The 24,672-nt window shown below is 70.0% G+C and carries 24 protein-coding genes and 1 rRNA gene; 10 read left to right on the forward strand and 15 right to left on the reverse strand.

What is annotated here, in order from left to right; genetic code table 11:
* Together rrf and ACZ4SW_RS23015 are read left to right on the forward strand one after the other, a co-directional pair.
* Nucleotides 1–88 (forward strand): 5S ribosomal RNA (gene rrf / locus ACZ4SW_RS23010); the annotation flags it as partial.
* Between the two features lie 156 nt (nucleotides 89–244).
* Nucleotides 245–817 (forward strand): GNAT family N-acetyltransferase, encoded by a 573-nt coding sequence (locus ACZ4SW_RS23015; RefSeq protein WP_468247802.1) that lies wholly within the window; start codon nucleotides 245–247, stop codon nucleotides 815–817.
* Nucleotides 818–839: 22 nt separating this feature from the next.
* Here the strand turns inward: ACZ4SW_RS23015 and ACZ4SW_RS23020 are convergent, their stop codons facing one another.
* From ACZ4SW_RS23020 to ACZ4SW_RS23050, 7 genes are all read right to left on the reverse strand, one after another.
* Nucleotides 840–2,498: a type IV secretory system conjugative DNA transfer family protein gene (locus ACZ4SW_RS23020; RefSeq protein WP_468247808.1), complete on the reverse strand. Its 1,659-nt coding sequence runs from the start codon at nucleotides 2,496–2,498 to the stop codon at nucleotides 840–842.
* Between the two features lie 33 nt (nucleotides 2,499–2,531).
* Nucleotides 2,532–3,956: an ATP-binding protein gene (locus tag ACZ4SW_RS23025; RefSeq protein WP_468247813.1), complete on the reverse strand. Its 1,425-nt coding sequence runs from the start codon at nucleotides 3,954–3,956 to the stop codon at nucleotides 2,532–2,534.
* A gap of 7 nt (nucleotides 3,957–3,963) precedes the next feature.
* Nucleotides 3,964–5,523, reverse strand: a complete 1,560-nt coding sequence (locus ACZ4SW_RS23030; protein WP_468247820.1) for an SCO6880 family protein — start codon at nucleotides 5,521–5,523, stop codon at nucleotides 3,964–3,966.
* On the reverse strand, nucleotides 5,520–6,887 hold the full coding sequence (locus tag ACZ4SW_RS23035) for a hypothetical protein (RefSeq protein WP_468247824.1): 1,368 nt from the start codon (nucleotides 6,885–6,887) through the stop codon (nucleotides 5,520–5,522). The genes ACZ4SW_RS23030 and ACZ4SW_RS23035 overlap by 4 nt, the downstream gene beginning before the upstream one ends.
* Nucleotides 6,877–7,713 (reverse strand): DUF8175 domain-containg protein, encoded by an 837-nt coding sequence (locus ACZ4SW_RS23040; protein WP_468247827.1) that lies wholly within the window; start codon nucleotides 7,711–7,713, stop codon nucleotides 6,877–6,879. The genes ACZ4SW_RS23035 and ACZ4SW_RS23040 overlap by 11 nt, the downstream gene beginning before the upstream one ends.
* 221 nt (nucleotides 7,714–7,934) lie before the next feature.
* On the reverse strand, nucleotides 7,935–8,243 hold the full coding sequence (locus tag ACZ4SW_RS23045; protein WP_043441655.1) for a hypothetical protein: 309 nt from the start codon (nucleotides 8,241–8,243) through the stop codon (nucleotides 7,935–7,937).
* A 658-nt stretch (nucleotides 8,244–8,901) separates the two neighbouring features.
* Nucleotides 8,902–10,227 (reverse strand): S53 family peptidase, encoded by a 1,326-nt coding sequence (locus ACZ4SW_RS23050; RefSeq protein ID WP_468247832.1) that lies wholly within the window; start codon nucleotides 10,225–10,227, stop codon nucleotides 8,902–8,904.
* Between the two features lie 555 nt (nucleotides 10,228–10,782).
* On the opposite strand from ACZ4SW_RS23050, the gene ACZ4SW_RS23055 reads away from it, so the two are divergent.
* The 3 genes from ACZ4SW_RS23055 (at nucleotide 10,783) to ACZ4SW_RS23065 (ending at nucleotide 13,684) form a co-directional block, all read left to right on the forward strand.
* Nucleotides 10,783–11,538 carry a trypsin-like serine peptidase gene (locus ACZ4SW_RS23055; RefSeq protein ID WP_468247836.1) on the forward strand — a complete coding sequence of 252 codons (756 nt, stop codon included), beginning with the start codon at nucleotides 10,783–10,785 and terminating at the stop codon, nucleotides 11,536–11,538.
* A gap of 158 nt (nucleotides 11,539–11,696) precedes the next feature.
* On the forward strand, nucleotides 11,697–12,704 hold the full coding sequence (locus tag ACZ4SW_RS23060; protein ID WP_468247843.1) for a C40 family peptidase: 1,008 nt from the start codon (nucleotides 11,697–11,699) through the stop codon (nucleotides 12,702–12,704).
* Between the two features lie 281 nt (nucleotides 12,705–12,985).
* On the forward strand, nucleotides 12,986–13,684 hold the full coding sequence (locus tag ACZ4SW_RS23065; RefSeq protein WP_468247849.1) for a phosphatase PAP2 family protein: 699 nt from the start codon (nucleotides 12,986–12,988) through the stop codon (nucleotides 13,682–13,684).
* A 20-nt stretch (nucleotides 13,685–13,704) separates the two neighbouring features.
* On the opposite strand, the gene ACZ4SW_RS23070 is transcribed toward ACZ4SW_RS23065, so the two are convergent.
* Entirely contained in the window at nucleotides 13,705–15,234 is a 1,530-nt protein-coding gene (locus tag ACZ4SW_RS23070) for an FAD-binding oxidoreductase (protein WP_468247856.1), read from the reverse strand.
* 151 nt (nucleotides 15,235–15,385) lie between these two features.
* On the reverse strand, nucleotides 15,386–15,547 hold the full coding sequence (locus ACZ4SW_RS23075; protein WP_468247863.1) for a hypothetical protein: 162 nt from the start codon (nucleotides 15,545–15,547) through the stop codon (nucleotides 15,386–15,388).
* 123 nt (nucleotides 15,548–15,670) lie between these two features.
* On the opposite strand from ACZ4SW_RS23075, the gene ACZ4SW_RS23080 reads away from it, so the two are divergent.
* Both ACZ4SW_RS23080 and ACZ4SW_RS23085 read left to right on the forward strand, forming a co-directional pair.
* A complete protein-coding gene (locus tag ACZ4SW_RS23080; RefSeq protein ID WP_468248884.1) occupies nucleotides 15,671–16,510 on the forward strand; it encodes an SCO4651 family lipoprotein in 840 nt (279 codons plus the stop codon).
* 187 nt (nucleotides 16,511–16,697) lie between these two features.
* Entirely contained in the window at nucleotides 16,698–16,874 is a 177-nt protein-coding gene (locus ACZ4SW_RS23085) for a hypothetical protein (RefSeq protein WP_450821596.1), read from the forward strand.
* A gap of 83 nt (nucleotides 16,875–16,957) precedes the next feature.
* Here ACZ4SW_RS23085 and ACZ4SW_RS23090 read toward each other — a convergent pair whose 3' ends face one another.
* Nucleotides 16,958–17,317, reverse strand: coding sequence for a metal-sensitive transcriptional regulator (locus tag ACZ4SW_RS23090; RefSeq protein WP_468247875.1), 360 nt, complete (start codon nucleotides 17,315–17,317; stop codon nucleotides 16,958–16,960).
* Nucleotides 17,318–17,540: 223 nt separating this feature from the next.
* Here ACZ4SW_RS23090 and ACZ4SW_RS23095 point away from each other — a divergent pair, with 223 nt between their 5' ends.
* The 3 genes from ACZ4SW_RS23095 (at nucleotide 17,541) to ACZ4SW_RS23105 (ending at nucleotide 19,444) form a co-directional block, all read left to right on the forward strand.
* Nucleotides 17,541–18,161, forward strand: coding sequence for a DUF47 domain-containing protein (locus ACZ4SW_RS23095; RefSeq protein WP_055490603.1), 621 nt, complete (start codon nucleotides 17,541–17,543; stop codon nucleotides 18,159–18,161).
* A 7-nt stretch (nucleotides 18,162–18,168) separates the two neighbouring features.
* Nucleotides 18,169–19,167 carry an inorganic phosphate transporter gene (locus ACZ4SW_RS23100; protein ID WP_468247881.1) on the forward strand — a complete coding sequence of 333 codons (999 nt, stop codon included), beginning with the start codon at nucleotides 18,169–18,171 and terminating at the stop codon, nucleotides 19,165–19,167.
* Between the two features lie 76 nt (nucleotides 19,168–19,243).
* Nucleotides 19,244–19,444 carry a DUF5988 family protein gene (locus tag ACZ4SW_RS23105; protein WP_468247887.1) on the forward strand — a complete coding sequence of 67 codons (201 nt, stop codon included), beginning with the start codon at nucleotides 19,244–19,246 and terminating at the stop codon, nucleotides 19,442–19,444.
* Between the two features lie 110 nt (nucleotides 19,445–19,554).
* Here the strand turns inward: ACZ4SW_RS23105 and pstB are convergent, their stop codons facing one another.
* From pstB to ACZ4SW_RS23130, 5 genes are all read right to left on the reverse strand, one after another.
* Nucleotides 19,555–20,331, reverse strand: a complete 777-nt coding sequence (gene pstB, locus ACZ4SW_RS23110; protein ID WP_468247894.1) for a phosphate ABC transporter ATP-binding protein PstB — start codon at nucleotides 20,329–20,331, stop codon at nucleotides 19,555–19,557.
* Between the two features lie 71 nt (nucleotides 20,332–20,402).
* Entirely contained in the window at nucleotides 20,403–21,464 is a 1,062-nt protein-coding gene (gene pstA / locus ACZ4SW_RS23115) for a phosphate ABC transporter permease PstA (protein ID WP_468247901.1), read from the reverse strand.
* Entirely contained in the window at nucleotides 21,461–22,468 is a 1,008-nt protein-coding gene (pstC, locus tag ACZ4SW_RS23120; RefSeq protein WP_468247909.1) for a phosphate ABC transporter permease subunit PstC, read from the reverse strand. The genes pstA and pstC overlap by 4 nt, the downstream gene beginning before the upstream one ends.
* Before the next feature lie 104 nt (nucleotides 22,469–22,572).
* A complete protein-coding gene (gene pstS / locus ACZ4SW_RS23125; RefSeq protein ID WP_468247916.1) occupies nucleotides 22,573–23,715 on the reverse strand; it encodes a phosphate ABC transporter substrate-binding protein PstS in 1,143 nt (380 codons plus the stop codon).
* 483 nt (nucleotides 23,716–24,198) lie between these two features.
* A complete protein-coding gene (locus tag ACZ4SW_RS23130; RefSeq protein ID WP_468247921.1) occupies nucleotides 24,199–24,612 on the reverse strand; it encodes an NUDIX hydrolase in 414 nt (137 codons plus the stop codon).
* Between the last annotated feature and the right edge of the window lie 60 nt (nucleotides 24,613–24,672).

Here is a 24,672-nt window from a genome sequence, read left to right on the forward strand (position 1 = left end):
CGGTTACATTCCGAACCCGGAAGCTAAGCCTCACAGCGCCGATGGTACTGCAGGGGGGACCCTGTGGGAGAGTAGGACACCGCCGAACAATTCTTGAAAAAGAGCCCCAACTCCCGGGTAGCCGCGGTGAGTTGGGGCTTTTTTGCGTTTGCCGGACAGGTACGGCGTGGGTCGGCACGTCCAGGCACGGGCCGGCGGAGAAATTGGACGGCGACCACGGACGCGGGGGCACTACGGTTGCCCCATGAGCAGCTCCGATTTCGTTGAGACGTACGTCGTTCGCGCCATACGCGCCGAGGAATGGCCGGCGGTGAAAGCGCTGCGCCTCCTCGCGCTCCAGGACCCCGTGGCGCACCTCGCCTTCCTGGAGACGTACGACGAGGCCTTGGCCAAGCCGGACTCCTTCTGGCAGGAGCGTGCGGCCGGGGGTGCGGAGGAGTCGGCCCACGCGCACCAGTTCGTGGCGGAGGGGCCGGACGGCGAGTGGGTCGGGACCGTCACGGTGCTCGTCGAGGAAGCCGGCACCAAGGACTGGGCGGGGTTTCCGGTCGAGCGGCGGCAGGGGCACGTCGTCGGCGTGTACGTCCGCCCCGACCACCGTGGGTGCGGGCTGACCGAGGTGCTGTTCGACGAGGCCCTGCAGTGGGCCTGGGGGCTCGGGGTGGAGCGGGTACGGCTGATCGTGCACGAGGACAACGGCCGGGCCCAGGCGTTCTATCGCCGGGTGGGGTTCGTGCCCAGCGGGGTCACGATGCCGATGTCCGGAGCGGGCCGGGAGCGGGAGCGAGAGCTGGAGTTCGTCATCGAGCGGGCGTAGCCGGCGGGCCGGCCGGGGCCTGTTACACGGGCAGTTCGTACCGGGGCCAGCGGCTTCGGGCCTGTTCTCTGGAGCGGAGCAGGGCCACTGTCGGCAGTCCCTGTTCCGCTCCTGTGGACAGGAGGTCCGGAAGCTGGGGCAGCGGGGCCACCGCGGCCACGTCGTCCAGGACCAGGGTGAGTGGTGGGTCGAGGCGACCGGAGGATGACCGTTCGGCCATGCGGCGGCCGCGCTCGACCACGCTGGAGGCGAGGGCCGTCAGCAGCGGCATCGCGCCGGGGTGCTGGCGGGGGTCCTCGATGGATTCACCGACCACATAAAGTGTGCCCCCTTCGTTGACGAAGGAATCCAAGGCGAGGCTGTCATTTCGGTTGGGTGTGCATGCCTCGCGGATATTGACCGTGAACAGTGAGGACAGTGCGCGGGCTGTCAGTTCCTGTGCCATGTCCCGGCGTTCGGGGTGCGAGGTGAGCGCGGCCTCCAGTTCGCCTGCCGCGCCGGATGACGCCTTGGGGTTCGTCCGCAGGGCTCGTACCGCCTCCTGGACCTGTGTGCCCTGGGCCCAGCGGTGGATGTGCCGGATGGTGCGGCCCTCTATGGCGGCGGCGTGCAGATAGCTGCGCAGGAGCGTTTCCGCCACGTCGGCGACCGCCTGGTCGATACGGGCCGTGGGGCGTACGGGGGCGAGCAGCGCGGCCGCGCGGGCGGCCGCGGTCGCCTTGTCCGCGCAGTCGGCGGCCGGTGACCAGTGCAGCCGGGCAGGGGTGTCGCACAGGTGGGAGGGGTCGTAGAGGAGGACGGGTCCGAGCTTGGCGCGGGCGTCCTTGGTCTCGGACCACAGGGCGGGGCTGGAGGTGATGACGAGAGCCGGCCCCTCCGCGTCGCGTACGGCCTGCGCGGCGGCGGGATGACGGACGTCGGGGCCGCCGAGGACGACGGAGGGCGCCTTCCCGGTCCCCGGGACGGGAGCGGGAGCGGAAGCGGGGGTGGTGGGGGCCGCGAGTGCGGGAGCCCCGGCTGCGGCGTGTTCCACGGCGGCCGTGGAGGGGACCGGACCGTGGGCCGGCGTCGGCGGTCGGGTGCCGAGGTGCTCGGGGAGGGGCGCAGCAGCCGGGGCCGGGGCCGGGTAGGGGGCCGCGTCCGGTGCGGCGGCGGTGAAGGGGGCCGTGCTCGGTGCGGCGGCGGTGAAGGGATCTGGCGCGGCGTCGGCCGCCGCCCCCTGCTGTCCCCAGGCCACGGCCCCGTGCGGTCTTCCGGCCACGGCTCCGTTCGGTCTCCCGGCCGCCACCTCCGCCTTCCTGCGGGCTCGTACCGCCTTCCACCGCGCCACCGTGCCGATCGCGAAGACCGTCAGTACGAACAGCACCATCAGTTCGCCTATGAACAGGCCCCAGAACAGCCCGTATCCCGACAGTTGGTCCGGTGGTGTGTCCGGCCAGGCTCCCGTGATGTCGTGGGGTTCGGTGATCAGGTGGCGCATGGCCACCGGGGTGCTGCTGATCCGTACGCCCTGCGGCCACGCGCCATGGGCGAACCAGCCCGCGAGGCCCGCGGCCGTCCACACCATCAGCGTCACGCCGAGCAGGAAGGCGAGCAGGCCCACCAACAGCCCGTCGGGGATGCCGCCCTGGACGTCCTGCTGCCGTTCCGGTCGCTCCTGCCGGTCCTTGCCTGGTCTCATCGGGACCCCATGAACCCCATGTTTCGCATGTTGCTACGCCACCGTGGTCTCGGACGAGCCGTCCAGATCGCTCAGCCGTTGTTCGACGAACGCCGCCGCGCGTTCCTCCGCCTCGAGTTCCGCGGCGTGCAGTGCGTCGTCGGCCCGGTGGTCGCTCGACGACTCCGTCATCGCGCGGTCGGTGAAGACGAGCGGCCGCTCCATCTCCGTGATCAGGTGCTTGACGACCTGGACGTTGCCGTTGACGTCCCAGACCGCGATGCCGGGGGTGAGGGTCGGGATGATCTCCACCGCCCACCTGGGGAGACCGAGGACGCGGCCGGTCGCCCGTGCCTCGTCCGCCTTCTGGGCATAAATCGTCCTGGTCGACGCCATCTTCAGGATCGCCGCGGCCTCCTTGGCCGCGGCTCCGTCCACGACGTCGCTCAGGTGGTGGACCACCGCCACGAAGGACAGACCGAGGCGCCGGCCGAACTTCAGCAGCCGCTGGAAGAGCTGGGCCACGAACGGGCTGTTGATGATGTGCCAGGCCTCCTCGACCAGGAAGATGCGCTTCTTCCGGTCGGGGCGGATCCAGGTGTGCTCCAGCCACACACCGACGATCGCCATCAGGATCGGCATGGCGATGGAGTTGCGGTCGATGTGGGACAGGTCGAACACGATCAGCGGGGCGTCCAGGTCGATGCCGACCGTGGTGGGGCCGTCGAACATGCCGCGGAGGTCGCCGTCGACCAGGCGGTCCAGGACGAGGGCCACGTCCAGGCCCCAGGCGCGTACGTCGTCCAGGGCGACGTTCATCGCCTCGGCCGACTCGGGCTCGGGGTGCCGTAGCTGTTCGACGATGTCGCTGAGCACGGGCTGGCGTTCGACGATCGTCTCGTTGACGTAGGCGTGGGCGACCTTCAGGGCGAAGCCGGACCGTTCGTCCAGGCCGTGGCCCATGGCGACCTCGATGATCGTGCGGAGCAGTGCGAGCTGCCCCGTCGTGGTGATCGCGGGGTCGAGCGGGTTGAGCCGGATGCCGTGGTCCAGGGCGGCCATCGGGTCGAGCCGGATGGGGGTTATCCCCAGCTCCTCGGCGATGAGGTTCCACTCGCCGACGCCGTCCTCGCCCTGCGCGTCCAGGACCACGACCTGCCGGTCGCGGAACCTGAGCTGGCGCAGGACGTAGGTCTTCTCCAGCGCCGACTTGCCGTTGCCGGACTCGCCGAGGACGAGCCAGTGCGGCGCCGGGAGCTGCTGGCCGTAGAGCTGGAAGGGGTCGTAGATGTAGCCCTTCCCGGAGTACACCTCGCGGCCGATGATGACCCCGGAGTCACCGAGGCCGGGCGCGGCCGTCGGCAGGTAGACGGCCTGGGCCTGGCCCGTGGAGGTGCGGACGGGCAGCCGGGTCGTCTCGACCTTGCCGAAGAGGAAGGACGTGAAGGCGTCGGTCAGGACGGACAGCGGATCCCGCATCAGGGCCTTACCTCCGAATGCCGGTGGCGAAGGGGAGCGTGTTCACGAAGGCCCGGTGGTGCTCGCGGTCGCACCACTCCAGCTTCAGATACGACTTGCCTGCCGAGGCACGGATGGTCCGCTTGTCGCGGGCCAGGGCTTCCGGGGAACGGGATGAGACGGTGATGTAGCCGACCAGGTTGACGCCCGCGGCGCCGCTCGCGAGGTCCTCGCCGCGCTGGTCGAGGCGGGAGTGGGCGGCGATGTCGCGGGGGTCCACGGTGCGGTTCATCTTGGCGGCGCGGCTCGCCTCCGCCTCGTCGTTGGTCTTCTCGGTGAGCATGCGTTCGATGGCGATCTCGGTGGGTTCGAGGTCCATCGTGACGGCGACGGTCCGGATGACGTCCGGGGTGTGGACGAGGAGCGGCGCGAGGAAGTTCACGCCGACCGGGGTCATCGGCCACTCCTTGACCCACGCGGTGGCGTGGCACCAGGGGGCGCGGGTGGAGGACTCGCGGGTCTTGGCCTGGAGGTAGGTGGGCTCGGTGGCGTCGAGCTCGGCGGGCCAGGCGTTGCGCTTGGTCATCGCCTGGATGTGGTCGATGGGGTGGTCCGGGTCGTACATGGAGTGGATGAGGGAGGCGAGCCGGCCCTGCCCCAGCGGCTGCCGGACACGGATGTCGGCTTCCTGGAGGCGGGAGCAGATGTCGGTCAGCTCGCGTGCCATGACGACCGCGAGTCCGGCGTCCCGGTCGACCTTCCTGCCGTTCTGCGGCCGGGCGGCGCGGGCCATGGCCTGCGCCTCGGCGGCCAGTTCGCGGGTGTAGTGCATGCAGGCGACGAGGTAGGCGCGGTGCTGCTCGCTGCTGGTGGACACCATGGACAGCAACTGGTCGTAGGACTGCCGCAGCCAGGCCGGTGAGCGTTCGTCGCCGCGCTGGGCGACGTCCTTGGCGTGCGCGTCCGGGTCGGCGGGCAGGGTGCGGGCCAGCATCTGGAGGCGGGTGACGAAGCCGTCGCCGTTCGCGACGTGCTTCAGCAGGGTGCCGAAGCGGTCGACGAGGGCCTCCTGGTCCTCGCTGTCGCGCAGGCCGACGCCGGGGCCCTCGATCTCGATCGCGGCGGTGACCGTCCTGCGGTCGGCGTGCAGGAGGACGGCGATCTCGTCGGGTCCGAAGGGGGCGGCGAGCCAGGAGATGCGGCCGATGCCCGGGGGCGGCCCGACCTCCACCTCGCGCCCGTCGAGCCGGGTGCCGGCCTCCATGACGCCCGACCGGTAGGCCGCGCCCTGGCGCAGGGTGCGCTTGTAACTGCGGTTGATCTCGAACCACTTGTAGAACGTGCGGTGCTTGTACGGCACGTACACGGCGGCCAGCGCGAGCAGCGGGAAGCCCATCAGGAGCACGATGCGCAGGGACAGGACGGGGACGAGGAGCCCGCACATCATGCCGAGGAACGCGCCCGCGATGATCAGCGCGATCTCGCCGGACTCGCGGTTGCGGCCGATGATCGCGTTCGGCCGGGCGCGGCCGATCAGATATGTACGGCGGGGCGTGACCGGATGGGACACGTGGGACTCGGTCGTCAACGCCCTTCACCTCCTGTGCGGTTGGTGCTGTTGTTGCGGGTGCTGCTTGCGTGCGGTGTCTGGGCCGGGCTGGTGCGCGGCGGGGGCGCGGAGGGGACGGATCCGCCGCCCGGGGTGCGGGTGCTGTGCGCGGCCACGCCGCCGGAGGCGGGGTTGGCGGGGCGGGGCGGCTGGGTGGCGCCCGCGGCCTGGCCGCCGTTGCTGTCGGCGCGGGTGCTGTGGGTCTTGATGCCCTGGGCGACGAGGGTCGCCGGGGAGCTGATGACGGCGGCGGCCTTGCGCTCGGCGCCCTGCATGATGCGGTTGTTGCGGGAGTTGACGATCTCGTCGCCGAACCCGGGGACGAACCGGTAGATCATGGCGCTCGCGAAGATGGCGAGCAGGATGATGGCGAGCCCGGAGACCACGGCGGCGAGGGAGTCGGGGCCGCCGTCGGAGGCGAGGGCGCCGGCGAGGCCGAGCACGATGACGATGACCGGCTTGACCAGGATGACCGCGATCATGATGCCCGCCCAGCGGCGGACGTGGCCCCAGAGGTTCTTGTCGACGAGGCCGGAGTAGACGACGACGCCGAGCAGGGCGCCGACGTACAGGAGGACGGCCCGCAGGAACAGTTCCAGGTAGAGGACGCCGGCGGCGAGGATGGACACCAGCGAGACGATGATCAGCATGATGGGGCCGCCGCCGATGCCGGTGCCCTTGCTGAGCGCACCGGAGAAGGTGCCGAAGAACGTGGTCGTCTGGTCGCCGGTGCCCTTGGCCAGGACCTCGCTGACGGCGTCGGTCGCCGAGACGACGGTGTACAGGATCAGCGGGGTGAACGCGGAGGCCAGCACGGTGAGCCAGAGGAAGCCGACGGCTTCGCTGATGGCGGTGGAGAGCGGAACACCGCGCACGGCCCGCTTGGCCACGGCCAGCAGCCACAGCAGGAGCGTGAGGATGGCGGAGGCCGCGAAGACGATGGCGTACTGCTGGAGGAACTTCTGGTTGGTGAAGTCGACGTTGGCGGTCTCCTTCACGGCCTCGCTGAGCTTGTCGATGGTCCAGGAGGCGGCGTCGGCACAGCCCTTCGCCAGGGAGGAGAGGGGGTCGAGGGTGTTGTTGGTGAGGTCGCCGGGGGAGGTGCCGCTGCTGCCGGTGTTTCCCTTCTCGCAGTACTTCTTGGCCTCGCCGACGATGGCGGCGCAGGAGTCGTGGCTCGCCGTCGGCGAGGGCGTCGGGCCGGGCGAGGAGGTCCCGCCGAGCGAGGGCGCCGGGGTGGGCGAGGGTGCGGCGAGGGCACGGCCGGCCCACAGCACGGCCGATGTCTGTACAGCGGCCACGACCGAGGTGAGCTTGAGCACGCGATGGTCGCTACCGGGCATAGGTGAACCCTCCGTACTCTTCGGTGGCCTTGCTGATCTCGTCGGACGTGGCCGCCTTGTCGTCGCCGGGAACCGGTGCGGGGCCGTCCGTCTGGGAGTCCTTGACGATCTTCCAGTCGCCGCCGGACCATTGCAGTTCGAAGGTCCATGTGCGCCAGGTGGAGGTGACCGGGTCGGTCGATCCCTGGCCGGACATGCCGATGAGGCCCATGTACCAGACCGAGACCTTCGCCGAGTCGCCGCCGTACTGCTCGGTCTTGGTGCCCACGGGGATCGTGCGCGAGACGAACGTGCTGCCCTGTGGAGCGTTGCCGTCGGCGTCCAGCCCCAGTTTGTTGAGGAAGCTCGCGGAGTAGGCCTGGTCCATCGGGCCCAGCAGCCTGCCCGCGGCGGCCGGCGTGTAGAGGGTGTTGACGATGGTGTGCCGGCTGTCCTTCTGGAACATACCGGTGGATCCCAGTGCCACCGCATAGTTCGCCGCGGCCGACTCCGCCCCCTGCTGGTCGTGCGCGAAGCCCGAAGGGATGCCCCCGGTCTTCGACTGCACCGGCCGTGCTCCCGAAGCCGTCGTGGGCGCCGATTCGACTCTGTTTCCGCTGCCGTCGGCCGGCGAGGAACGTCCGTCCTCGCGGTTCGCGAAGGCGATCGCCGCGATCAGGAGGACGACGACGCCGACCACCGTGACCAGGCTCCGGGAGGAGGACCGGCCCCGCCTGGCGCCCCCGTACACGTCGGCGCTCCGGCCTTCGGGCAGCCGGGTCCGGGTCTGCCCGACTCCGCCGTACTCCGGTTCGCCTCCGCCCGATCCACCGTCACCGGGACTCACGTCGCGCACGCCCCCTTCAGCTCTTGGCCGCTTCGAACCGCGTAGAAGTACGACGGTAGCCGTGCTGGTTGCCGCGCGGGCGCGGTGTGGTGACTCGACATCAGGGAAACGCAACCTCAGCCGGTGGGCGCGACGGACGAATGGGTCGGAGGGGGGTACCGGGCGCGCCCGGCCGGGGACTGACGGTGCGCCAGGTGGGGCCCGGCGGTCCTGGGCCGGGCCTAGACGGCCATGCCGTACACGATCGTGAACAGCGTGCCCAGTGAGCCGATGATGAAGACTCCGGTCAGACCCGCGATGATGAGGCCCTTGCCCTGCTCGGCGCTGAACGTGTCGCGCAGGGCCGTCGCGCCGATGCGCTGTTTGGCCGCGCCCCAGATCGCGATCGCCAGGCAGAGGAGGATGGCGACGGCCATCACCACCTCCACCATCACGCGAGCCTCGTTGCCCAGGCTGCCGAACGGTCCCCAGTCTGGGGCGATACCGCCGATGATCGTGTTGATGTCGCCTTTTGCGGCCGCGAGATGCATGTAAGTCACCGCCCCTGTCGGGTTGTTCCTGCCCCCTGCCGCCGTCGCAGAGGTCAGGGCCATTCTCGCCGACAATGCCGCTGTCGTATGTCGACTTGGCGTCATTGATTGGCGGGTTTCGTTCGTGTCCCTTGCATCCGGCCCTCGTGGGACTCTCGCGAGGGGCGTGGACCGGTGTGTGAAGGGGCGTATGGTCACTGTGTGTATCACGGCAGGTCACGCCGGGCAATGAAGTCGCAGCGGAACCCGGCGTGCAGTTCCGTCGTTAACGTCTTCTGCGTCATGGACCCGGTGGGGTCCATGACGCGAGCCGGCCGGCCGGCCCGTGGCGCACGGGTGTCACCCGTACGAGCGGAAGGCTATCCCTGAACCGGGGGCGCGTACGCGTCGGGTGGTGGCACGTCAGATCGCACAGATGTGCGCCGAAGCACGGGAAGCCCCCGGGAGAGGGGGGAGTGCGGGAAGCCCCGGGAGCGCGAGGAGTGCCGGAAGCCCTGGAGGCGCGGGAAGTGCGGGAAGCCCCGGGAAGCGCGAGTGGTGCGAGGGGCGCGCACGGGAACGGGCCGCGGCCGGGTGCCGCGGCCCGTCTCCCGGAGGGTGCCGCCGGTAAGTCCCCACTTACTTGCTGACGGCGTCCGTCCTGTGCGGGAGGAGGGGATCAGCCGGTGAAGGCGCCGGTCCCCTGCGGGGTGCCCCAGCCGGTCGGGCCGTCATAGCCGGACCGGGCCTTGCAGAAGTAGCTCGTGGAGCAGGAGCCGTTGCTGCCGCTGGTGACGTCGTTGAGGGCGGAGGTGCCGGCCGCGGCGTACGGGTACTGGGCCGGGTAGTCGCTGCTGCCCGGGGTGCCCGCGAGGGCGTAGACACCGGCGATGATGGGTGCCGAGGCGCTGGTGCCGCCGTAGGTCACCCAGCCGGTGCCGTCGCCGTAGGTGTCGTAGACCGAGACGCCGGTGGCGGGGTCGGCGACGGCCGAGACGTCGGCGACCATGCGCTTGGAGCAGCCGGAGTCGGTCTGCCAGGACGGCTTGGCGTCGTACGCGGAGCAGCCGGAGCCGGTGCCCTCGGTGCTGCTGGTGCTCCATACGCTCTCGCTCCAGCCGCGGCTGTTGGAGGCGGTGGAGAGCCTGGTGCCGCCGACGGCGGTGACGTACCTGGAGGCGGCCGGGTACTCGGCGCCGTAGCCCTCGTCGCCCGCGCTCACGGTGATGGCGACGCCCGGGTGCTTGAAGTACGAGGAGTCGTACGTCGAGTCGGAGGAGGACTCGGAGCCGCCGTAGCTGTTGGAGACGAACTTGGCGCCGAGCTTGACGGCCTCGTTGACGGCGGTGCCCAGGTTGGTCATCGAGGCGGACTTGGCCTCGACGAGCAGGATGTTGCAGTTCGGGCAGACGGCGGAGGCCATGTCCAGGTCGAGGGATATCTCACCGGCCCAGCCGCTGTCGGCGGAGGGAAGGGAGGTCGTGGAGCCGGTCTGGCCGACCTTGGTGAAGCAGCCGTTGTCGGAGGTGCAGTCCGGGAGGCCGTAGTACGAGCGGTACTGGGCGAGGTCGGACTCGGCGTTCGGGTCGTCGTAGGCGTCGACGATCGCGATGGTCTCGCCGGAGCCGTTCGAGGCGGCGGCGTCGGTCAGGCCGTAGGCCGACTGGAGGTCGCCGGGGCCGTAGCCGGTGGGGGAGTCGGAGGCGGCCTTCGGGGAGACGGCCTGGGGCGTGATGCCCTCCTTGGCGGCCTGCTGTCGCTGGAAGGCCGTGATGCCGCCGGTGACGCGCAGGGCGTTGCACGCCATCTCGCCCTTCTTCTTGGGCAGGGCGCAGGAGCGGGTCCAGGTCACCTTGGAGGAGGTGGACTTCGCCGGGGCGGCCGCGTCCGCGTGGGCCGCGGTGCCGAGGCCCGCGAACACGAGGGCGGCGGTGGCGACGGCGGCCGAGCCCATGCGGCGCCACCTGCCGGCGCGGGCCGGTCTGTTGGGGGGTGTTGTACGCAACGTGCGTTCTCCTGAGTCGGTTCGACAGGGAATGCGTGCGGGTGCGTCGCCGGTTCGGTGTCCCCGGCGACGAGGCGGCGGCCCGCCACCACGCTGGCTTGTTGAGTACGCGACAAACAAGAGGGCCCGGGATTCCTGACTTCCGCATTGCCGAACCGAGGTGCCCGGCTTACTGATCAATGGCCGGGGGATGGCAGGCGCGTGGCGTCGGCTTGACGGGGTTCACAGGGAGGGGACGTCGGGTAGGGGGAGGCGGACGGACGGAAGGCTCTCGAACTGAAGTTCACCGTGCGTATGTGCGTGGCGTGAGTACGTCGTGCGTGTGTACTGCACCGTGCATGCGTACGGCGTGCACGCGTACGACGTGCATACGCACGACGGTGCATACGTTCGACAATGCGCGGGTAGGACCCGCCGGACGAGGACGATGCGTCCGGAGGGTGGACGCACTTGGGGGCCGAATGCACTCGCTGAGCTGGGGGAATGAAACCTCATAGAGGAATTTCAGGGTGCTCACAGAGTTTTTCTCACCTTCGTGGGCCACAGTAAGAGGTGATGAACCGCATCACACGCCCCCCTGGCAACCGGCGGCACGCGTTCTTCGGTGCCGTCGTTCTGCTGGCTGTCACGTCCTCCTCCGTGGCGGCGGCCGCCGGCGGTCCCGGACCGCTGGGCGTGACCGTGCAGGCGCCGGCCACTCAGGCCAGCTCCCGCATCGGTGCGCTGTTCGGAGCGGCCGGAGGGCTGGAGGGCGGTCACTTCTGCACCGCCTCCGTCGTGCACAGCAAGCGCGGCAACCTGATCGTCACCGCCGCGCACTGTGCGGGCGGCAGCACGCTCTGGTTCGCCCCGGGCTACCGGGACGGCAAGGCGCCCTACGGCGTGTGGAAGGTGACCAGGACCTTCGTCGGCGACCGCTGGAGCGGTGACCAGGACGAGGACAGCGACGTGGCCTTCGCCACCGTGGAGTCCATCGGCGGCGTCGAGGTCGAGAGCATCGTCGGCGGCAACAGGTTCGTCACCGGGCGGGAGACCGGCGCCACCGCCGTCACCGTCACCGGCTACCCCTCCTCCGAGGACTCCCCGATCACCTGCACCAACCGGCCGACCGCCCACAGCCGCACCCAGCAGCGCATCGACTGCCCGAGCTTCACCAGCGGCACCAGCGGCAGCCCCTGGGTGAACGGGTACGGCGAGGTCGTGGGTGTCCTCGGCGGCCACGAACAGGGCGGCTCCACGCCGGACGTGTCCTACAGCGTCGTACTCGGCAAAGAGGCCGCGGATCTGTACCGGGCCGCGTCCGGCGAGTAGGAACGCCACCCCGCCACCCGCGGCATGACCCCCGGCCACCGCTGCCCCGTGGCCGGTCTCCTACGGTCCCGGTGGTCCGGCCAGGGCCTTTTCAGGGTCGCCCGCCACCTCCCGCCCCTACACTGACCCTCGGCGTACTCCCGGGCGGCGAGGGGCGGTTGACGGTGCGTAAGGCGTGGATCTGGACGACCGTAGCCGTCGGTGCCGCGCTGAGCTTCGTGCTGCTGCTCGTCGTCGGTGTCTACACGGTCGCCGGGAACCTCGCGAACGGCATCGGTCAAGGATCCGTCGGCCTCGCCAAGAACGCCGTCCCCGCCGCGTACTCCGCCATCGTGCAGAAGTGGGGCAACCTGTGCAGCGCCATCAACCCCGCGCTGCTCGCCGCCCAGCTCTACCAGGAGAGCGGCTTCAACCCGAACGCCAAGAGCCCTGCGAAGGCCGAGGGCATAGCGCAGTTCATCCCCGGCACCTGGGCCGTCCACGGCATCGACGGCAACGGCGACGGCAGGGCCGACGTGTGGGACCCGCGCGACGCGATCCCGTCGGCCGCCTCCTACGACTGCAAGCTCGCCTCCTACGTCAAGACGGTGCCGGGCGACCCCACGCAGAACATGCTCGCCGCGTACAACGCGGGGGCCGACGCGGTCATCCGGTACCGAGGCGTGCCGCCGTACCAGGAGACCCAGAACTACGTGAAGACCATCACGACCCTGGAGCAGAGCTTCGCCGCCCCCGTCCAGCGGCTCGACCCCTCCAAGCAGGCGGCCGGGGCGATCTACTACGCGCAGAAGAAGCTCGGCACCCCCTACCTGTGGGGCGGCGACGGCACGCCCGAGGAGGGCGGGCGCTTCGACTGCTCCGGCCTGACCAAGGCCGCGTACGCGAGCGTGGGCATCACGCTGCCGCGCGTCGCCAACGACCAGTACAACGCCGGACCGCACCCCAGCCGCGACGAACTGCTCCCCGGCGACCTGGTGTTCTTCTCGCACGACCCGACCGACTCCCGCGCCATCCACCACGTCGGGATCTACGTCGGCGGCGGCTACATGATCGACGCGCCGAGAACCGGTGCCGTGATCCGTTTCGACCCGATCGACAACTCCGACTACTTCGGGGCGACGCGTGTCACCCAGGATGGCGCGAAAGCGCTGCCCACGACGGTGTGAATCGGGATGTGAACGGCGCACGCGCGGGAGCGCGCTGGCTGGAACCCTCCCTCACACGCACCCCTGTGAGCTGCGAAGACGTGTTTCTCTTCGATAACGTCTCCGTGATCATTCGGTGGAATGTGGAACGCGGGGAACTCGACTGTGCGTTCCTTCTCCCGTAGAGCGTTGACGTACGGCAGCGGGCTCGACGTGGAGCGGATCTACGACCACGGGGGTGGTTGAGCGGCGCGCGCACGGCGTGTCCGCGGACGGTACGGATGACGAAGGGGCCGCGCACGATGGCTGTACTGGCCGATACAGGGTCGAACCCCGACGTCGATCTGCTCTACGACATCAACGGCCTGGCCAAGGACGCCCCGCACTGGTTCGACCGGGTCATGGAGTTCGTCGGCGAGTGGGGCCTGCTGCTCGCCATGGTGCTGCTCGTCCTGTGGTGCTGGACGAGCGTGCGGCGCAGGGGCGGTGAGGACGCGGCGTCGTCCGTGGCGGCGATCGTCTGGGCGCCGCTGGCCGCCGGTATCGCCGTGCTGGTGAACGTGCCGATCCGGGGATTCGTGGAGCGCCCCCGGCCGTTCGTCGACCACCAGGGCCTCGACGTCCTCGTCTCCGGCAAGACCGACTACTCCTTCGTCAGCGACCACGCCACGCTCACCATGGCCATGGCCGTCGGACTCTTCGTGGCGAACCGGAAGTTCGGACTCCTCGGCCTCGTTCTGGCGCTCCTCGAGGGCTTCTGCCGGGTCTTCATGGGCGTGCACTACCCGACGGACGTCATCGGCGGCTTCGCCCTCGGCACCGCCGTCGCCCTGCTGCTCTCCCCGCTCGCCACGGCCCTGCTCACCCCGGTCATGAAGGCCGTCGAGCGCTCACCGCGCGCCGGACGGCTGATCCGGGCCCGCGGGGGACGCGCCGCCGGGACCGTGATCCCCGGGGCGCGGCAGGAGTCCTCCACCCAGGAGCGGGACCTGGCGGCGTAGCCGCCGGTGTCCTGGCGCGGTCACAGCGACTGCGGAAAGGTGAAGAAGCCGTCCGGGTCGTAGCGGTGCTTGAGCTGGGCCAGGCGCGTGGCCGCGTCCCCGTAGTACGCCTTCCGCCAGTTCGTCAGGGTCGGGTCGGTGTAGTTCTGGTACGCCGCCCCGGACGCGTAGCTCCGCATCGACGCGTGTGCGGAATTCAGCCACGACTGGACCGTCGCGCCGGACCCGCCCGCGCCCCAGCTCGCGATGTACTGGGCCAGCATCCGCGACCGGCGGTGCACGAACGCCGTGGCCGTCGGAGCCACCCGGTTGACCGCGCCGCCGAGCGCGATGAACGCGACGCTGCCCGCGCCGCCCCGCACCTGCGTGATCTGCTTGAGGATCGTCTGGATGCCGGCCGCCGGGATCGAACGGTCGAAGAAGTCGGAGCGGGCCGTGTACGTCTCCCGTCCGAGGGCGCCCTTGGGGCTGCGGCCCGGCGTGGAGCCCGGCAGGTGGCACTGGGCCGCGGTGGGGAAGGAGGAGCAGCCCGCGTACGCCTCCATGGCGCCCTCGTAGGAATGCCGCCGGAGCGAGACGGTGCGCGCCGGGGAGCCGATCCGCGCGGCGAGGCGGTCGACGGCGTTCTTCAGTTCGCCGTAGGTGCCGAGGGAGAAGGCGGAGACGGAGACGGTGGGTGTGCCGCCGTTCTCGAGGTGGCAGGACGACCAGATCTCGTCGGGCTGGCCCGGGCCCCACTCCTGCCAGGCCTCGAGCACGGCGGCGGCCTTGGACCAGGGCCAGGTCAGGTACGCCGACACGGCCTGCGGCGCCGGGTGGGTCCGGAAGCGCAGCTCGGTGACGACGCCGAAGTTGCCGTTGCCCGCGCCGCGCAGGGCCCAGAACAGGTCCTTGTTCTCGGTGGCGTTCGCGACGAGCTGCTTGCCGTCCGCCGTGATCAGGGTCGCCTGGGTGAGGCTGTCGCAGGTCAGTCCGTAGGCCCGGGAGACGACGCCGTGGCCGCCGCCGAGGGTCAGGCCGGAGACGCCGACGGTGGGGCAGGAACCGGCGGGTATGGTCACGCCCTTCGCGGTGAGCGCGCGGTAGACGTCGATCAGCTTGGCGCCGGCGCCGACCACCGCCTCGCCGCCCCCGGCCCGTATCGCGTTCAGCCGGCTCACGTCGAGGATCAGCCGGCCGTCGCCCGAGGACCAACCGGCGTAGGAGTGGCCGCCGTTGCGTATCGCCACCTTGACGTTGTGCACGCGCGCGTACGCCAGCACGGTGCGGATGTCGCCGGTGTGCGCCACGTAGGCCACGGCCGCCGGCTTCAGCCCGTCGAAGCGGGTGTTGTAGAGCTGGCGGGCGGTGGTCCAGTCGTGGTCGCCGGGGCGCACCAGGGTGCCGTCCAGATCCCTGGCCAGGGCCGTCCAGTTGGCGGGGGCCTGCGCGCCGGCACTGTCCGTCCGCAGGGACGTGCCGGCGGCCGGGGAACCGCCGCCGCACGCGGTGGTGGTGACCGTCGCCGCGAGCGCGGCGGTGGCCCCGCCGATGAACGTACGCCGTTGCATGTGCGCCTCCCTTGGGTTCCGCAGAACGAGACGAGGCCTCGTCGGGCGGGGTTGCGCCGGGAAGTGCCACAGAATCGCTACAGCGTGAGGGCGGCGCGCGCGTGCGCCCGGGGCGGCAAACGGAGTTCGGGAGGCCGTCGGCCACCGGGGTCTAACCGGCCGTGTGCACCTCGGCGTCCGACCGGGCCAGGCTGCGGGCTCTGCGGGCCGGACCCCGCCAGCCGCAACTGCACCTGGCCACACAGAAACGGCCCTGTTCGACCGTCGTCGTGCGGTGCTCCTGGGGACCCGCGGGGGTGTCCTGCTGCTCCACTCCGACAAGGTTACCCAAGGCAAGTGAAGTGCCGGTGGCGCGCGTGACGGGTCTCCCTACCCGTCGTTAACCGGAACGACAGGAGGGCACCGGGACGGACCGACTGGGGGTAGGCGGACGATGATGGTGCGGCAGCGCGGTCGGGTCGGTGCGGCGGTCGTCGCGGCGGTGGGGCTCCTGGTCTGCTCCCCCTCGCTCACCGGCTGTGCCGGCGGCGGGGCCGCCGCGGAGGACGCGCGCTCCGGCGCCGGAGCCGTCCAGGCGCTGCACCAGGCGGCCGCCGCCCTCGTGCGCGCCGGCAGCTCCAAGGCCCGTACGTCGATGGAGATGGCGACCGGCGGCACCCGGGTCACCATCCGCGGCGAGGGCGTCTACGACTACCGGGACCGGCTCGGCCGGCTGACCGTGACGCTCCCTCAGGACCCGGCCGGTGCCGAGGAGCACCGCCCCATCACGGAACTGCTCGCGCCGGGCGCCCTGTTCATGAAGAACCGGGGCGCGGGGGTGCCCGCCGACAAGTGGGTGCGGGTCGACACGACCACCCTCTCCGACGGCAACCTGGTCACCGGCGGCGCCACCGACCCGTACGCGGCCGCCGAGCTGCTGCGCGGGGTGCGGAAGGCGGTGTACGTCGGCAGCACCGAGATGGACGGGACCCCGGTGCGGCACTACAGCGGGGTCGCCGACATCGGGCTCGCGGCCCGCGACGCGTCCTCCGGGAACAGGAAGGCACTTCAGGCGGCGGCGAAAGGGTTCGCCACGGCCGAGGTCCCGTTCGACGCCTACCTCGACGACCAGGGGCGCGTCCGCGAGGTGCGCCACCGGTTCAGCTTCGTGGGCGGGCGGCAGAAGACACCGGTGGCGGTGGCCTCGACGACGGTGCTGTACGACTTCGGGGCCCCGGCCGAGGTACGGCTGCCGGCGCCGGGGGACATCTTCGCCGGGAAGATCGCCGAGCAGTGACGTGCATGCGCGTGGCCGGACGTGGCGCGGGCGTGTGGCCGGACGTGGCGCGGGAGTGTGGCCGGACGTGGCGGGGGCGAGCGGCCGGAAGTGGCGCGGTTGAGGGGGCCGGAAATGGTCCGTCCGTGCCATGCGCACCCCCCGGCCGCTCCCTACGCTAGGAAGCCGGTGACGGCAGAAAGAGGTGATGCACGTGGCTCCGGTCGGCGGTACGGCAGTTCAGGACCACGTGGCCCTCGCCGAGATCGAGCTGTGCGGTGACCTGATCATCGCGGCCTCGGCCGCGCACGAGGACCGGCTGAGTCTGGAAAGCATCGACGAGGTGCTGAAGGTGGCCCGGGAACGGGACGCCTCCGGCGAGTGAGCCACCCCGGCCCAGGAGACCTCGAGGTCCCATTTCGGGATGCCTGGGTGAAATGTCCGTTTGTTTGCCGGAATTCCGGATCGTCAGGTCCGTAGCAGGCGGCCGATCGCCTTCGTCGCCTCCTCCACCTTCGCGTCGATCTCCGCGCCGCCCTTGAGTGCGGCGTCCGCGACGCAGTGGCGCAGGTGCTCCTCGAGCAGTTGGAGCGCGAAGGACTGCAGGGCCTTCGTGGAGGCCGAGACCTGCGTGAGTATGTCGATGCAGTACACGTCCTCGTCGACCATGCGCTGCAGGCCGCGGATCTGGCCCTCGATGCGGCGCAGCCGCTTGAGGTGCTCGTCCTTCTGCTTGTGGTAGCCGTGGATGCCGCGGTCGTGATCGGTCACCACGGCCTCGGCGCCCTCGGAGGGCGCCGTCGCGCCGCCGGTTTCGGTCGTCGTCATCGCGTCCTCCTGGTACCCCGATGCGGACATATACCCCCTACGGGTATATGATAACGAACTTTGCTGGGTATACGGCTCTTGGTCACTGCCCGGCCACCTCCACGGCGCCCCCGTGACGACCACACTGTCCGATGGGTGACACTGGAGGACGGCCCCTTAGCCGTGGCCGGATGATGCGCTTAGCATCAGCCTGACCGAAACCGAAGCATCCTGAGGACCCCACGTGCGCTTTCGTCTGACCCCCAGGGAGACGAGCTTCTACGACATGTTCGCCGCATCCGCGGACAACATCGTCACGGGCTCGAAACTCCTGATGGAACTGCTCGGGGCGGACGCCTCCGCCCGGGCCGAGATCGCAGAGCGTATGCGGGCCGCGGAACACGCCGGTGACGACGCCACGCACGCGATCTTCCACCAGTTGAACTCCTCGTTCATCACGCCGTTCGACCGTGAGGACATCTACTCCCTCGCCTCGTCCCTCGACGACATCATGGACTTCATGGAGGAGGCCGTCGACCTGGTCGTCCTCTACAACGTCGAGGAACTGCCGAAGGGCGTCGAGCAGCAGATCGAGGTGCTGGCGCGGGCGGCGGAGCTGACGGCCGAGGCGATGCCGAACCTCCGCACCATGGAGAACCTCACGGAGTACTGGATCGAGGTCAACCGGCTGGAGAACCAGGCGGACCAGATCCACCGCAAGCTGCTGGCCCATCTCTTCAACGGCAAGTACGACGCGATAGAGGTCCTGAAGCTCAAGCAGATCGTGGACGTGCTGGAGGAGGCCGCGGACGCGTTCGAGCACGTGGCCAACACCGTGGAGACCATCGCGGTCAAGGAGTCCTGAGGCGTCCATGGACACCTTCGCTCTGATCCTGACCATCCTGGTCGCACTCCTCTTCGCGTACACCAACGGCTTCCACGACTCCGCGAACGCCATCGCGACATCCGTGTCGACGCGGGCGCTGACCCCGCGCGCCGCTCTGGCGATGGCGGCGGTGATGAACCTCGCCGGCGCCTTCCTGGGCAGCGGCGTGGCGAAGACGGTGAGCGAGGGGCTGATCCAGACGCCCCAGGGCGGCAAGGGGATGGGAATCCTCTTCGCGGCGCTCCTCGGCGCCATCGTCTGGAACCTGATCACCTGGTACTACGGCCTGCCGTCGTCCTCGTCGCACGCGCTGTTCGGTGGACTGGTGGGCGCGGCCCTCGCGGGCGGTACGGCGGTGCACTGGTCCGGGGTCGTGGACAAGATCATCACCCCGATGTTCCTGTCGCCGGTGGTGGGCCTGATCGTCGGCTACGTCGTGATGACCGTCATCATGTGGATCTTCCGCCGGTCCAACCCGCACAAGGCGAAGCGCGGTTTCCGGATAGCGCAGACGGTCTCGGCGGCCGGCATGGCCCTCGGCCACGGTCTGCAGGACGCGCAGAAGACGATGGGCGTCGTGGTGATGGCGCTGGTCATCGCGGACGTCGAGAACTACGGGGACCCGATCCCGGTGTGGGTGAAGCTCGTCTCCGCGGCGATGCTGTCGCTGGGCACGTACGCGGGCGGCTGGCGCATCATGCGCACCCTGGGCCGGAAGATCATCGAACTGGACCCGCCGCAGGGCTTCGCGGCGGAGACCACGGGGGCGTCGATCATGTTCGCGACGGCGTTCCTGTTCAAGGCGCCGATCTCCACGACGCACGTGATCACCTCGGCGATCATGGGTGTGGGCGCGACGAAGCGGGTGAACGCGGTGCGCTGGGGCGTGGCGAAGAACATCGTCCTGGGCTGGTTCATCACGATGCCGGCGGCGGCGCTGGTCGCGGCGCTGGCCTTCGGGCTGATCAACCTGGCGTTCCTGTAGGGACGCGGACTCCGGTGTCACCGGCCCGGCCCGTGGTTCGAGATGCGGTCGTCGGCAGGGTGGCAAAACTGGAGATATGGGTAGCAAGGCACTTCTTGAAGGTGGGCCCGAGGAGCTGGCGGGGAAGGTCGTGCCGGTTGTCCCCCCTGGCCAGGAGCTCAAGATCCCGCACCGTGGTGGCTACGAGCACTACAAGGTCACCACGCGCCATGAGGACGTCGAGGAGCAGAGCGTCACCGTCTACCGGTGGTGGGAGCGTACGGAAGTGGCCGAGTAGCGGCCCGGACGCGAGCGGGCCCGCCCCCGGGAGCCGGGGGCGGGCCCTCTTCGTCCTCGCGGTGGCACCGCCATGCAGCACCGCGAGGGGTTCTCGGACGGACCGCCGGATCAGCCGAAGCGACCCGAGATGTAGTCCTCGGTCGCCTGGACCGACGGGTTGGAGAAGATCCGCTCCGTCTCGTCGATCTCGATCAGCCTGCCCGGCTGGCCCACGGCCGCCAGGTTGAAGAACGCGGTGCGGTCGGAGACGCGGGCCGCCTGCTGCATGTTGTGCGTCACGATGACGATCGTGAAGCGCTCCTTCAGCTCCCCGATCAGGTCCTCGATGGCGAGGGTGGAGATCGGGTCGAGGGCGGAGCAGGGCTCGTCCATCAGGAGCACCTTCGGCTCCACGGCTATCGCCCGCGCGATGCACAGACGCTGCTGCTGACCGCCGGACAGGCCGGAGCCCGGCTTGTTCAGGCGGTCCTTCACCTCGTTCCAGAGGTTGGCGCCCTTGAGCGACTTCTCGACGATGTCCGCCAGCTCGCTCTTCTTGTAGTTGCCGTTCAGCCGCAGGCCCGCCGCCACGTTGTCGAAGATCGACATCGTGGGGAAGGGGTTCGGGCGCTGGAAGACCATGCCCACCTCACGGCGGACGGAGACCGGGTCGATCCCGGCGCCGTACAGGTCCTCGTCGTCGAGCAGCACCTTGCCCTCGACCCGCCCGCCCGGCGTCACCTCGTGCATCCGGTTGAGCGTGCGCAGGAACGTCGACTTGCCGCAGCCGGAGGGGCCGATGAACGCCGTCACCGAGCGCGGATCGATCGACATCGAGATGTCCTCGATCGCCTTGTGGGATCCGTAGTAGGCGGTGAGCCCGCTTACGTCGATTCGCTTGGCCATGACTACTTCACTTCCAGAAAGTCTCGATCGGTCGCTGTGTGGCCCCGCTCGGCGGAGCCGGGGTAGTCGCCTCAGCGACCGGTCTTGGGGGCCTTCCAGCGGGCGATGCCGCGGGCCACCAGGTTGAGGATCATCACGAAGGCGATCAGCGTCAGCGACGCCGCCCAGGCACGGTCGTACGCCGCGTTGGCGCCGGCACTGTTCGCGTACTGCTGGTAGATGTACAGCGGCAGCGACTGCTGGGCACCCTCGAACGGGTTGGCGTTGATGAAGCGGTTGCCGAACACCAGCAGCAGGACCGGCGCGGTCTCACCGGCGATACGGGCGACCGACAGCATGATGCCGGTGGTGATGCCGCCGATGGAGGTGGGCAGGACCACCTTCAGGATGGTGCGCCACTTCGGTACGCCGAGCGCGAGGGACGCCTCGCGCAGCTCGTTCGGGACCAGCTTGAGCATCTCCTCCGTGGAGCGGACCACGACCGGCATCATCAGGATGGCCAGGGCGAGGGAACCGGCGAAGCCGAAGGGCTCCATGTCGAAGATCAGCATCAGGCTGAGGATGAACAGACCGGCGACGATCGACGGGATGCCGGTCATCACGTCGACGAAGAAGGTCACGGACTTGGCGAGCCTGCCGCGTCCGTACTCCACCAGGTAGATCGCGGTGAGCACGCCGATCGGCGCGCCGATGACGGTGGCGAGACCGACCTGCTCGAGGCTGCCGAGGATGGCGTGGTAGATGCCACCGCCGGGCTGGGAGTCGGGGACGACGCCCATCGAGTGGGTCAGGAAGTAGATGTCGAGGACCTTCACTCCGCGCGAGAGGGTCGTCCACACCAGGGAGACCAGCGGCACCACGGCGAGCAGGAAGGCGACCCACACCAGCGAGGTCGCGATCCGGTCCTTGGCCTGCCGACGGCCCTCGACGCGCGCGGCGACGGCGTAGGTGCCGAGCAGGAAGAGGATCGCGGCGATCAGGCCCCACTGGATGTGGCTGGTGAGGCCGGCGGCGGCGCCGATGCCGCACGCGACGGCGATCGAACCGGCGGCGATGGCCCACGGGGACCACTTGGGGAGGCTGGCGCCGCGCAGCGTGCTGGGGCGCTTGTCGGCGACGGCTGCGGTGCTCATGCGTTGGCCCCCGAGTATTCCTTGCGGCGGGCGATGATCGCGCGGGCCGCGCCGTTGACCAGCAGGGTGATGACGAACAGGACCAGACCGGAGGCGATCAGCGCGTCACGGCCGTACTCCGTCGCCTCGTTGAACTTGCTGGCGATGTTCTGGGCGAAGGTGCCGCCGCCCGGGTTGAGCAGGCTGCCGTGGATCAGGAAGTCCGGGGAGAGCACGGTGGCGACGGCCATCGTCTCGCCCAGCGCGCGGCCGAGGCCGAGCATCGAGGCCGAGATCACACCGGAGCGGCCGAAGGGCAGCACCGCCATGCGGATGACCTCCCAGCGCGTGGCGCCGAGGGCGAGCGCCGCCTCCTCGTGCATGCGCGGGACCTGGCGGAAGACCTCACGGCTCACGTTGGTGATGATCGGCAGGATCATGATCGCGAGCAGGATGCCCACGGTGAGCAGTGAGCGCGGCGGGCCGCCGTCCCAGGACAGGATGCCGGTCCAGCCGAAGTAGTCGTTCAGCCACGAGAAGAGGCCGGTCAGGTGCGGTACGAGGATCAGCGCGCCCCACAGGCCGTAGACGATGGACGGCACGGCGGCGAGCAGGTCGATCACGAACGCGATGGGGCCGGACAGCCGGCGCGGCGCGTAGTGGGTGAGGAAGAGCGCGATGGCGACCGCGATCGGGACCGCGATGACCATGGCGATGATCGAGGACACGACCGTGCCGAACGCCAGGACGGCGATGCCGAAGCTCGGCGGGATCAGGCTGGTGTTCCACTCGAAGGTGGTCAGGAAGTTGCCGTGGTCCTTGCTGACGGCCAGGTACGCACGGTAGGTGAGGAAGACCGCGATCGCGGCCATGAGCACCAGCAGCAGGACGCCCGACCCACGGGAAAGACCGAGGAAGATCCGGTCTCCGGGCCGGGTGGCTCCGCGGGCCGCACGCTTCTGGTCGGCCACGGACGGCTTGGGTGCGGGGGGAGGGGCTTGGGTGCTCTTCGTTGATATGTCCATCGGGATCTCCGGTCTGCGGAGTCCTGCTCGTGGCGGGACTCCAGGCGGCGGTGCACCGGACGGTGCGGTCCGGTCCCGCTCCGGGACCGGACCGCACACTCAGGTCAGCTCAGGCCCTCGATGGTGGTGCGGACCTTGGAGATGATCGCGTCGGGGATCGGCGCGTAGCTGTTCTGGGTGAGGATCGACTGGCCGTCCGTGCTGGCGATGTAGCGCAGGAAGGCCTTGGTGGCGGGCAGGGTGTCCGCCTTGTTGCCCTTGTCGCAGACGATCTCGTAGGTGACCAGGACCATCGGGTAGGCGCCGTCGGCCTTGGTGTTGTAGTTCAGCTTCAGGGCCAGGTCCTTGCCCACGCCGGCGACCTTGGCGTCCGCGATGGCCTTGCTGGCGGCGTCGGTGGACGGCTTGACCGGGGAGGAGGCGCCCGTGTCGATGGCGACCGTGCTCATGTCCTTGGCGTAGGACAGCTCGAAGTAGCCGATGGCGCCGGCGGTCTGCTTCACCTGCTGGGCCACACCCGCGGACTGCGGGGCGGACTGGCCGCCCGGGGCCTGCCAGGCCTTGCCGCCGGAGTACTTGCCCCAGACGGCGGGGGCCGCGGCCTTGAGGTACTTGGTGAAGTTGTCCGTGGTGCCGGACTCGTCCGAACGGTGGAACGCCGAGATCTTGGTGGACGGCAGCTTGGCGTTCGGGTTCAGCTTCTTGATCGCCGGGTCGTCCCAGGTCTTGATGTCGCTGTTGAAGATCTTGGCCAGCGTGGTGGCGTCCAGGACCAGGTTGTCCACGCCCGGCAGGTTGTAGCCGACCGCGATCGGGCCGCCGACCATCGGGAGGTCGATGCCCTGGCCGCCGCCGGTGCAGACCTTCTTGGAGGTCTGGATCTCCTCGGGCTTCAGCGCGGAGTCGGAACCGGCGAAGGCCAGCTGCCCCTGGGTGAAGGCGGTGACACCGGCACCGGAACCGCTGCCCTTGTAGTTGATCTGCACGCCCGGGCAGGCCTGGCTGAACTGGGCCGTCCACGCGTCGATCGCGTTCTTCTGCGCGGAGGAGCCGTCGGCGAGCAGCTGGCCCTTGGCGTTGTCGCACTTGATGGAGCCGGCGTTCGACGCGCCCGCGGAGGCGCTGCTGCCGCCGCTGCTGCTCTTGGAGCCCGTGTCGTCGGAGCCGCACGCCGTGAGGGCCAGGGCGCCGGAGACGGCGAGAGCACCGAGGGTGAGGGCCCGCCGGTTCATGCGCTGAAGCTTCACTTTCGGGAGTTCCTTCCAGGAGCCGCCGTCCTGATCGGCGGCGTGCGAGGTGTGGCGGTGTGGGGCGCATGCGAGGGCGCGCCCGCCACCGGGTAAGGCCGAAATTAGGCAGATCAGGTGAAGGCGCCTATGGCCGAAAGTGAACGAGGGGTGAACCCCTGCGGACGGTGTGGTTAGGTCACGGAACGCTTACGTTGAGGACACAGGGCGATCCCGGCTTCTCCACCCGAATGTTCCCGACTCGGGGGGACCGACCGGCCGCGTTCGTGTTTGACCGGTCGTAAGCCTTCCGCAGTCCCTCGTTGGCCACAACTTGCTCAACGCCCCCTTGGGCGGGGCTCCATGGCGAGGGCTGGGGAGAAGCGAGGGGACCGAGGGCGGGACAACGCGCCCCGCCGGCCACGGGGTGGCGGTCGTACGCGGCGATGACCGGTGGGCCGTGACCGGGAGGTCCGTCCCGGATGCCGGGGGCGGTCCTTCCGCTCATGCCCGGTGCAGCGAGCCGAGCAGCGCGTCGATCAGGTCCCGGTCCCGGGGCTGGGTCAGGCGGTGGCGTGCCGCGGCGGGGGGCAGCCACAGGACCCGGTCGACCTCGCGGTTCGGGGTGAAGGAGCCGTCCCTGGCCTCCGCCGCCCAGTAGCGGACCTGCTTGGGGCGGCCGTTCGCCAGATAGTGGGCGGTGGGCAGGGGCGCGCCGGCCACGGCGGTGTACCCGGTCTCCTCCAGTACCTCCCGCAGCGCCCCCGTGAGCGGATCCTCGCCGCGCTTCAACTTGCCCTTGGGATGGGACCAGTCGTCGTACTTGGGCCGGTGGACCAGACAGATCTCCAGGGCGCCGTCGACGGGCGAGCGGCGCCACAGGACGCAGCCCGCCGCGCGGATGGTGTCGTCGGTCATCGGGTGCTCAGGCTCCTCTCTCACGCTGTCGGTGCGTGCCCCCCGCGAGCCCTGTCGTCT

Source organism: Streptomyces sp. NPDC028331 (assembly GCF_055565775.1).

Coding starts and splice junctions, on each gene's coding strand:
- ACZ4SW_RS23090 (WP_468247875.1), bottom strand. CDS start 17,317: ATGACGACGACCGAAACCGGCGGCGCGACGGCGCCCTCCGAGGGCGCC.
- ACZ4SW_RS23025 (WP_468247813.1), bottom strand. CDS start 3,956: ATGCGGGATCCGCTGTCCGTCCTGACCGACGCCTTCACGTCCTTCCTC.
- pstA (WP_468247901.1), bottom strand. CDS start 21,464: ATGAGCACCGCAGCCGTCGCCGACAAGCGCCCCAGCACGCTGCGCGGC.
- ACZ4SW_RS23045 (WP_043441655.1), bottom strand. CDS start 8,243: ATGCATCTCGCGGCCGCAAAAGGCGACATCAACACGATCATCGGCGGT.
- ACZ4SW_RS23070 (WP_468247856.1), bottom strand. CDS start 15,234: ATGCAACGGCGTACGTTCATCGGCGGGGCCACCGCCGCGCTCGCGGCG.
- pstB (WP_468247894.1), bottom strand. CDS start 20,331: ATGGCCAAGCGAATCGACGTAAGCGGGCTCACCGCCTACTACGGATCC.
- ACZ4SW_RS23085 (WP_450821596.1), top strand. CDS start 16,698: ATGCACGTGGCTCCGGTCGGCGGTACGGCAGTTCAGGACCACGTGGCC.
- ACZ4SW_RS23035 (WP_468247824.1), bottom strand. CDS start 6,887: ATGCCCGGTAGCGACCATCGCGTGCTCAAGCTCACCTCGGTCGTGGCC.
- ACZ4SW_RS23080 (WP_468248884.1), top strand. CDS start 15,671: ATGGTGCGGCAGCGCGGTCGGGTCGGTGCGGCGGTCGTCGCGGCGGTG.
- pstC (WP_468247909.1), bottom strand. CDS start 22,468: ATGGACATATCAACGAAGAGCACCCAAGCCCCTCCCCCCGCACCCAAG.
- ACZ4SW_RS23130 (WP_468247921.1), bottom strand. CDS start 24,612: ATGACCGACGACACCATCCGCGCGGCGGGCTGCGTCCTGTGGCGCCGC.
- ACZ4SW_RS23100 (WP_468247881.1), top strand. CDS start 18,169: ATGGACACCTTCGCTCTGATCCTGACCATCCTGGTCGCACTCCTCTTC.
- ACZ4SW_RS23105 (WP_468247887.1), top strand. CDS start 19,244: ATGGGTAGCAAGGCACTTCTTGAAGGTGGGCCCGAGGAGCTGGCGGGG.
- ACZ4SW_RS23065 (WP_468247849.1), top strand. CDS start 12,986: ATGGCTGTACTGGCCGATACAGGGTCGAACCCCGACGTCGATCTGCTC.
- ACZ4SW_RS23015 (WP_468247802.1), top strand. CDS start 245: ATGAGCAGCTCCGATTTCGTTGAGACGTACGTCGTTCGCGCCATACGC.
- ACZ4SW_RS23055 (WP_468247836.1), top strand. CDS start 10,783: ATGAACCGCATCACACGCCCCCCTGGCAACCGGCGGCACGCGTTCTTC.
- ACZ4SW_RS23020 (WP_468247808.1), bottom strand. CDS start 2,498: ATGAGACCAGGCAAGGACCGGCAGGAGCGACCGGAACGGCAGCAGGAC.